This is a genomic window from Caulobacter sp. AP07, assembly GCF_000281955.1.
In the GTDB taxonomy this organism is placed as follows: Bacteria; Pseudomonadota; Alphaproteobacteria; order Caulobacterales; family Caulobacteraceae; genus Caulobacter.
In genome coordinates this window covers 1-8504 of the sequence record NZ_AKKF01000169.1, presented here as the reverse complement: position 1 = coordinate 8504, position 8504 = coordinate 1, and the positions used below count along the sequence as shown (strand labels likewise).

Below are 8504 nucleotides of genomic sequence, written 5' to 3'. Positions count from 1 at the left end.
CTCGCGGCTGCCGCAGCCGCTGACGGCGGAGGAGGCGGTTCACGAGCGGGCCTAGCGGTCAGTTCCTCCCCCTATGGGGGAGGGGTCGGCGCAGCCGACGGAGGGGGGAGGTTGCCGAGGTGGGTCCGCTCCCCCCACCGGCGCCTTCGCGCCGCCTCCCCCACAGGGGGAGGAACTCTGGTTCAGCCGCCCGTCACCGGACGCTCCCCCACGTACCGCGCCCTCGGCCGGATCAGCTGCCCGGTCTGCAGCTGCTCGATCGCATGGGCCTGCCAGCCCGCCATCCGCCCGACCGCGAACAGGCTGAACGGCGCGTCGGCCGGTAGGGCGAGGGTCCGCGCCATCGCGACCAGGGCGAAGTCGATATTGGGCAGCAGGCCCGTGGCGGCCTCGGTCTCCCGGCGCAGATCGGCCAGCATCGGCGGGACGGCGAAGGCGGCCAGCAGGGCCGCCGCGCGCGGGTCGCCGTCCGGATAGAGCGGGTGGCCGAAGCCCGGCATGGCCGCCCCCTGGGCCAGGCGCTCGGCCACCGCCCGGGCCGGGCCGCGCCGCTCGGCCTCGTCGACGAACATCTCGACCCGAGCGGCCATGCCGCCGTGCAGCGGCCCCGACAGCGCCGCCAGCCCGGCCAGGGAGGCGGCCGCCAGCGAGGCGCCGGTCGAGGCCGCGACCCGCACCGCGAAGGTCGAGGCGTTCAGCTCGTGGTCGGCCAGCAGCACCAGGGCCCGGCGGACCAGGTCGGCGCCCTGGGCGTCCAGCTTCCAGGCCTGGGCCAGGCGGTGATGGATCGGGCCGTCGCCGATCGACCCGGCCACGGCGTCGGCGGCGGCTTCCAGCAGGCCAGCGGCCTCCATCGCCAAGGCCAGAGGCGCGCGGCCCCGGGCCGGCGGGTCGATCCCGGCCCGCACCGCCAGGGTCGAGAACAGCCGGGCGCGCGGCGTGTCGCCCTTCTTGGGTTTCTTCGGCTCGGGCCCCTTGAGCGGCGCGCCGTGGCCGCCGCGCAGCAGCCGGGCCACCTGCTCCAGGCTGTGCATGCGGGCCAGGTCGACCGCGTCCTGGCCGCGATAGAACAGGCGGCCGCCCGCCACCGTGGTGATCGCCGAGGGCAGGACCGGCTCGCCCCAGGCGATGGCCTCGGCCGCCACGTCGGCGGCGCGCCGGCCCCGGGCCTTGCGGGCGGCCAGGGCGGCGACGTCGGAGGCGCGGTAGAGGCTGCGGCGCGGATCGTCCGGATGGGCGGCGGCGGCCACCCGGCCCCGGCTGACATAGGCGTACAGCGTCTGGGCCCGTACCCCCAGGGTCGCCATCGCCTGTTCCGCGTCGATCCAATCGGCCATTTATATTGATTATATTGATCAAGATTGACGATCAAGTCTCATGGGCGTGGACTGGGGGCGAAAGGAGACCTTTCCCATGTCCGAAGGTCTAGAAGGCGTCATCGCCGCCCACACCGTGCTCTCCGACGTCGACGGCCAGGCCGGGCGCCTGACCATCCGCGGCTACGCCGTCGAGGACCTGGCCCACCGCGCCGGGTTCGAGGACGTCGCCCACCTGCTGCTCGACGGCTTCTTCGACAACATGCCGTCCGACCTGGCGCCCGCCCTCGGCGCCGCCCGGGTCCGGGCCTTCGCCGAGGTCGCCGCCCTGGACGAGGGCCTGGCCCGCCGCGACCCGGTCGAGGCCGTTCGCGCCCTGATCGCCCGCCTGCCGGACGGCGACGGCCTGGACACCGCCCTGCTGCTGGTCGCCGCCCCGGCCGTGTTCACCCCGGCCGTGCTGCGGGTCGCCGGCGGCCAGCAACCCGTCGCCCCGGACGCCGCCCTGTCGCACGCCGCCGACGTGCTGCGGATGACGCGCGGGGTTCCGGCCACGGACGGGGAGGCGAGGGCGCTGGACGCCTATCTGGTCACCGTCTGCGACCACGGCCTCAACGCCTCGACCTTCGCCGCCCGGGTGGTGGCTTCGACCCGGGCCGGCCTGACCTCGGCGGTGCTGGCCGGGATCTCGGCCCTGAAGGGACCGCTGCACGGCGGCGCGCCCGGGCCGGTGATCGACATGCTCGACGCCATCGGGACGCCGGACAACGCCGAGGCCTGGATCGTAGCGGCCCTGGACCGGGGCGACCGGCTGATGGGCTTCGGGCACCGCATCTACCGGGTCCGCGACCCGCGCGCCGACGCCCTGAAGGCGGCGATCCGCCAGCTGGCCCAAAACGCGAGCTTGGCTTCGAACGCCGTGCCCGGCCGGCTGGCCTTCGCCGAGGCCGTCGAGCAGGCGGCCCTGCGGATCCTGCGCGCGCACAAGCCCGACCGGCCGCTGGACACCAATGTCGAGTTCTACACCGCCCTGCTGCTGGAGGCCCTGGGCCTGCCGCCGGCCAGCTTCACCTGCGTGTTCGCCATGGGCCGCGCGGCCGGCTGGATCGCCCACGCGCGGGAGCAGCTGGCCACCGGCAAGCTGATCCGTCCGCAGTCGGTCTATGTGGGGCCAAGGACGCGGGAGGCGGCGTAGGGGCCACGAATGGGGACACACACTCACGGCGAGGCTCTGGCCGGCTGGCAAAGACTCTGCCGTGAGTGTGTGTCCCCAGCCGATGTGCGAACCCCTCGCGCGAGTCGTTCTCGCTGGGGCTGCATCGCCGCCCTTGCTAAACAGGGCCCATGTCCGCCCCCCGTCCCGCCCTGACCGCCGCCGAAACCCTGGTCCTCACCCGCCGGGTCACCACCCTGTCGGTGGGCGTGGCGGCGATCCTGATCGCCATCAAGGGCGCGGCCTGGCTGGCCGGCGGTTCGGTGGCCATGCTGGCCTCGCTGGCCGACTCGGGCCTGGACCTGATCGCCTCGCTGGTGACCTTCTTCGCCGTGCGCTACGCCGCCGCCCCGCCCGACGCCGAGCACCGCTTCGGCCACGGCAAGGCCGAGGCCTTTTCCAGCCTGACCCAGGCGGGCCTGGTCTTCGCGTCCGGCGCCCTGATCGGCCAGGAGGCGATCAAGGGCCTGATCCATCCCAAGCCCATCGCCGCCGAGACCCTGGGCGTCGTGGTGATGGTCGTCTCGATCCTGCTGACCCTGGCCCTGATCCGCGCCCAGGCCGAGGTGATGCGCCGGACCCGCTCGGTGGCGGTGTCGGGCGACAAGGCCCACTACGCCGCCGACCTGGCCGCCAACGCCGTCAGCCTGGTCGGCATCGCCGCCGCCGGTTTCCTGGGCCTGACCTGGGTCGACGCCGCCGCCGGGCTGCTGATCGCCGCCTGGCTGGTCTGGGGCGCGATCGGGGTGTTCCGCGAGGCCTCCAACCAGCTGATGGACCGCGAACTGCCCGACGACGACCGCGCCCGCATCCTGGCCCTGCTGACCGGCGACCCGCGCGTCCGGGGCGTGCACCAGCTGCGTACCCGGGCCTCGGGACCGAACATCCACATCCAGGCCCACATGGATTTCGACGCCGACACCCCGCTGGCCCTGGCCCACACCCTGATGGTCGAGGCCGAGACCCGGGTTCTGGCGGCGTTTCCGACAGCCGACATCCTGATCCACCCCGATCCGCGCGGCGTCGCCGAGCCGCATGCCGGGGCGTTCAGCGAGGCCGGGCCGCTCTGAAGACTTGCGAGCCGGCGCGCGCGGGGCCAAATGGCCCTCTTCCTCCACGAGACGAGCGACGATCCTGATGGACGACACCCTGGCCAAGCTGCCGAGAGCCTTCGCGGGCGCCACCGTGCTGGTGCTGGGCGACGTCATGCTGGACCGCTTCGTCTATGGCGCGGTGGAGCGCATCTCGCCCGAGGCCCCGGTGCCGGTGATCGCCGTCGAGCGCGAGACGGTGATGCTGGGCGGGGCCGGCAACGTGGCCCGCAACGTCGCGGCCCTGGGCGGTCGGGCGGTGCTGGTGGGCGTGGTCGGCGACGACGACGCCGGCCGGGTCCTGGCCGGGCTGATCGACCGCGAGCCGAGCCTGGATTCGGCCCTGATCGTCGATCCCAAGCGCCGGACCACCGAGAAGACCCGCTACATCTCCGGCTCGCACCAGATGCTGCGCGCCGACCGCGAGGACTGCGGCGACGTCGACGACGCGGCCCTGCTGGCGGCGTTCAACGCCCATCTGCGACAGGTCGACGTGGTGGTGCTGTCCGACTACGCCAAGGGCGTGCTCGGCGCGCCAGTGCTGCGCGCCGCCATCGCCGCCGCCAACGCGGCCGGCAAGCCGGTGATCGTCGACCCCAAGAGCCGCGACCTGTCGCGCTATGACGGCGCCACCCTGATCAAGCCCAACCGTCGCGAGGCCGCCGAGGCCACCGGCGTGACCGGGGCGGGAGACGAGGCCGCCGCCGAGGCCGCCAACGCTATCCTGGCCGCCGCGCCCAACCTGTCGTCCGCCCTGGTCACCCGGGGCGGGGCGGGCATGACCTTGGCCATCCGCGGCCAGGCGCCGGTCCACCTGCCGGCCACGGCGGTCGAGGTGTTCGACGTCTCAGGGGCGGGCGACACCGTGGCCGCCACCCTGGCGCTGGCGCTGGCCTGCGGCGCGCGTCCGCTGGACGCGGCCCGCCTGGCCAACCTGGCCGCCGGCCTGGTGGTGGCCAAGCTGGGCACCGACGTGGTCACCGCCGACGAGCTGACGGCCCTGAGCCTCGGGGCCCACGCCGATCCTGCCCAGGACAAGATCGCCGACCTGGACGGGGCCCTGGCCATCGTCGCCGGCTGGCGGGCCCGGGGGCTGAAGGTCGGCTTCACCAACGGCTGTTTCGACCTGCTGCACCCCGGCCACGTCTCGCTGCTGGCCCAGGCCAGGGCCGCCTGCGATCGGCTGATCGTCGGCCTCAACACCGACGCCTCGGTGCAGGTGCTGAAGGGGCCGACCCGGCCGGTGCAGAAGGAGGGCGCGCGGGCCACCGTGCTGGCCTCGCTGTCGTCGGTCGACCTGGTGGTGCTGTTCGACGACGACACCCCCCGCGCCCTGATCGAGGCCTTCCGCCCCGACGTGCTGGTCAAGGGCGCCGACTACACGGTCGAGACCGTGGTCGGCTCCGACATCGTGCTGGGCTACGGCGGCCGCGTGCTGCTGGCCGATCTCAAGCCCGGCCAGAGCACCACCAACCTGATCGGCCGGATGAACGCCAAGGCTTGAGGCGGATTGCCCGCATTTTGACCATGAACGCGGTCGATAAACAGCGTTCAGCAAGCTGTTGTTAAGCAAAGCGGCGCATCGATCAAACGATGCAGCCTGAATGCGCGTGGGCATGAGCGTCGAACGAACCCTTCATCACTTCCCCCTGGACCCGGCCTCCCGCCAGGTGCGGCTCGCCCTGGGCGAGAAGCGCCTGCCGTTCGTCGAGGCGCAGGTGCGCTACTGGGAGTCGCCGCCGGAGTTCGCCAAGCTCAACCCGTCGGGCGTGACCCCGGTGCTGGTCGAGACCCGGCACCAGCGCACGGCGGTGATCTGCGAGAGCCGGGCCATCCTCGAACACATCGAGGAACAGGAGCCCGAACCGGCCCTGCTGGGCCGCGAGCCGGGCGAGCGGGCCGAGGCGCGCCGCCTGCTGCAATGGTTCGACCGCAAGTTCGACAACGAGGTCAACGGCTTCCTGCTGCACGAGAAGATGGAGAAGCGCCTGCTGCGGCTGGGCGCGCCGGACCTGTCGTCGCTGCGCCGGGGCCGCGACGCCCTGCGCCAGCACCTGGACTATATCGAGGGTCTGCTGAACGCCCGCGACTGGCTGGCCGGACGCCGCATGAGCCTGGCCGACTTCGCCGCCGCCGCCCACCTGTCGGTGATCGACTATTTTGGCGACGTGCCGTGGAAGGACTTCCCGGCGGTCAAGACCTGGTACATGAAGCTGAAGTCGAGGCCGGCCTTCCGGCCCATCCTGGCCGATCGCTGGCCCGGCCTCGCGCCGGCCGCGCACTATGACGATCTCGACTTCTAGCCATCCGAACGAAACGCTGAGAGACGAAATCCGCGCCGAGGCTCTGCGGCTGGGTTTCGACGCCTGCGGGTTCGCCAGCGCCAGCGACGCCTGGCCCAACGGCGGCTGGCTGCGCGAGTTCGTGGCCGAGGGCTTCCACGGGGCCATGGGCTGGATGGAGGAGACGCTGGACCGGCGCGCCCACCCGACCGCCATGTGGCAGGACGCCCGGACGGCGGTGGTGCTGGGCGTCAATTACGGCCCCGAGCACGACCCGCTGATCGCCCTGGAGGACCCGGCCCGGGCGGCGATCTCGGTCTACGCCCAGGGCGACGACTATCACGAGGTGATCAAGAAGCGGCTCAAGGCCCTGGCCCGCTGGATGCACGGCCGGTTCGGCGGCGAGGTGAAGGTGTTCGTCGACACCGCGCCCCTGATGGAAAAGCCGCTGGCCCAGCGCGCCGGCCTGGGCTGGCAGGGCAAGCACACCAACCTGGTGTCGCGCCAGTTCGGCTCGTGGCTGTTCCTCGGTTCGGTGCTGACGACGCTGGACCTGCCGGCCGACCCGCCGGAGGTCGACCATTGCGGCTCGTGCCGCGCCTGCCTGGACATCTGCCCGACCAAGGCCTTCCCCGCGCCGCACCGCCTCGACGCCCGGCGCTGCATTTCCTACCTGACCATCGAGCTGTCGGGCCCGATCCCGGTCGAGTTCCGCGAGGCGCTGGGCAACCGCATCTATGGCTGCGACGATTGTCTCGCCGTCTGCCCGTGGAACAAGTTCGCCCAGCTTTCCAGCGAGATGGCCTTCCACGCCCGCGAGACCCTGAAGGGGCCGGACCTGGCGCGGCTGGCGGGGCTGGACGATCCGTCGTTCCGGGCGCTGTTTTCCAAGAGCCCGGTCAAACGCATCGGTCGCGACCGCTTCGTGCGCAACGTGCTCTACGCGATCGGCAACAGCGGCGACGCCGGTCTGATGGCGGTGGTCGAACCGCTGCTGGCCGATCCGTCGCCGATGGTGCGCGGCGCGGCGGTGTGGGCGACGGGGCGACTGGGGCGCGTCGGAGGCCGCCTTCAGGGGCCACCGGCGACCGAACAGGACCCCGAGGTCATCGAAGAGTGGCGCGCCCTGGCCGCGAGGGCCATGGACGCGCTCTGAGCCTAGAGCGTTTCCCGACCTGATTGCATCAGGCCGGGCGCTCTAGGCTTTTTGTTTCGGCGCGATTTCTTCACGCGAACCGGTATCCGCTTCGCTCGAAAACGCCCTAGCCCGCCAACCGCATCAGGTATTGGCCATATTCCGTCTTGCCCATCGCCGCGCCGAGCGCCGTCAGTTGCTCGGCCGAGACCCAGCCCTTGTTGAAGGCGACCTCCTCCGGACAGCCGACCTTCTGGCCTTGGCGCTTCTCGATGGCGCGAATGAAGTCGGTGGCCTCGGCCAGGCTGTCGTGGGTGCCGGTGTCGAGCCAGGCGTAGCCGCGTCCCAGCTTGGACACCGACAATTGGCCCTTGGCCATGTAGAGCCGGTTGATGTCGGTGATCTCCAGCTCGCCGCGCGGCGAGGGGGGAAGGTCACGGGCGATGTCGACCACCTGGCGGTCGTAGAAATAGAGCCCGGTGACCGCCCAGTTGGATCGGGGATTCTCCGGTTTCTCCTCGAGGGAGACCGCCCGGCCCTCGGCGTCGAAATCGACGACGCCGTAACGCTCGGGATCGTGGACATGATAGGCGAAGACGGTCGCGCCGGCCTCCGACTCCGAGGCCGCGATCAGGGCCTCGCTCAGGCCGTGGCCGAAATAGAGATTGTCGCCCAGCACCAGGGCGCACTTGTCGTCGCCGATGAATTTTTCACCGACGATGAAGGCGTCGGCCAGGCCGCGCGGGGTTTCCTGCACCGCATATTCGAAGCGCACCCCCCAGTCCGACCCGTCGCCCAGCAGGTCCTTGAACAGCGGGACGTCCTTGGGGGTGGAGATGATCAGGATGTCGCGGATCCCGGCCAGCATCAGGGTGCTGATCGGGTAGTAGACCATGGGCTTGTCGTAGATCGGCAGCAGCTGCTTGCAGACCGCCCGCGTCAGGGGGTGCAGGCGCGTACCGGATCCGCCGGCGAGAACGATGCCTTTCATGGCGACTAGAACTCCATCTCGGTCATGCAGGCCGCCAGGCTCTCGCGCCAGGAACGGCAGCGCCAGGTCAGCGCGGCTTCGATCTTGCCGCAGTCCATCCGTGAATTGGCCGGACGTCTGGCGGGGGTGGGATATTGGTCGGTGGTGATGGCGCGCACGCGCGCGCGCGGTCCGCCGCGTTCAGCCGAGATCTCGAAGACGGCCGAGGCCAGGTCGGCCCAGGTGGCGTCGCCGGCCCCGCTGAGGTGGTAGACGCCGGCCAGGCCGGGGTCAGTGGCCAGGGCGTCGATGGCGACCAAGGCGGCTTCGGCGCAGTCGCGGGCCCAGGTCGGACGGCCGTGCTGGTCGCCGACCACGCCCAGTTCGTCGCGATCGGCGGCCAGGCGCAGCATGGTCTTCACGAAGTTCGCGCCATAAGCGCTGTAAACCCATGAGGTCCGCAGGATGATCGCCGCGCCGCCGGCCGCCGCCACCGC

The 8504-nt window shown here is 71.8% G+C and carries 8 protein-coding genes; 5 read left to right on the top strand and 3 right to left on the bottom strand.

The window, feature by feature from the left end; genetic code table 11:
* Nucleotides 1–182: 182 nt before the first annotated feature.
* Nucleotides 183–1337 (bottom strand): citrate synthase, encoded by a 1155-nt coding sequence (locus tag PMI01_RS14880; protein WP_007670230.1) that lies wholly within the window; start codon nt 1335–1337, stop codon nt 183–185.
* A gap of 76 nt (nt 1338–1413) precedes the next feature.
* Here PMI01_RS14880 and PMI01_RS14875 point away from each other — a divergent pair, with 76 nt between their 5' ends.
* From PMI01_RS14875 to queG, 5 genes are all read left to right on the top strand, one after another.
* Nucleotides 1414–2511: a citrate synthase/methylcitrate synthase gene (locus PMI01_RS14875; RefSeq protein ID WP_007670215.1), complete on the top strand. Its 1098-nt coding sequence runs from the start codon at nt 1414–1416 to the stop codon at nt 2509–2511.
* Nucleotides 2512–2660: 149 nt separating this feature from the next.
* Nucleotides 2661–3599: a cation diffusion facilitator family transporter gene (locus PMI01_RS14870; protein WP_007670213.1), complete on the top strand. Its 939-nt coding sequence runs from the start codon at nt 2661–2663 to the stop codon at nt 3597–3599.
* Nucleotides 3600–3666: 67 nt separating this feature from the next.
* Nucleotides 3667–5124, top strand: coding sequence for a D-glycero-beta-D-manno-heptose-7-phosphate kinase (rfaE1, locus tag PMI01_RS14865; RefSeq protein WP_007670211.1), 1458 nt, complete (start codon nt 3667–3669; stop codon nt 5122–5124).
* A gap of 112 nt (nt 5125–5236) precedes the next feature.
* Nucleotides 5237–5923: an FtsZ-binding protein FzlA gene (locus PMI01_RS14860; RefSeq protein WP_035036392.1), complete on the top strand. Its 687-nt coding sequence runs from the start codon at nt 5237–5239 to the stop codon at nt 5921–5923.
* Nucleotides 5904–7058 (top strand): tRNA epoxyqueuosine(34) reductase QueG, encoded by a 1155-nt coding sequence (gene queG / locus PMI01_RS14855; protein ID WP_007670207.1) that lies wholly within the window; start codon nt 5904–5906, stop codon nt 7056–7058. Before PMI01_RS14860 ends, queG begins: the two co-directional genes overlap by 20 nt.
* Nucleotides 7059–7164: 106 nt before the next feature.
* Here queG and rfbA read toward each other — a convergent pair whose 3' ends face one another.
* Together rfbA and PMI01_RS14845 are read right to left on the bottom strand one after the other, a co-directional pair.
* Nucleotides 7165–8028 (bottom strand): glucose-1-phosphate thymidylyltransferase RfbA, encoded by an 864-nt coding sequence (rfbA, locus tag PMI01_RS14850; protein WP_007670205.1) that lies wholly within the window; start codon nt 8026–8028, stop codon nt 7165–7167.
* A 5-nt stretch (nt 8029–8033) separates the two neighbouring features.
* Nucleotides 8034–8504 (bottom strand): SDR family oxidoreductase (locus tag PMI01_RS14845; RefSeq protein WP_007670203.1); only part of this gene is annotated, 471 nt, incomplete at its 5' end.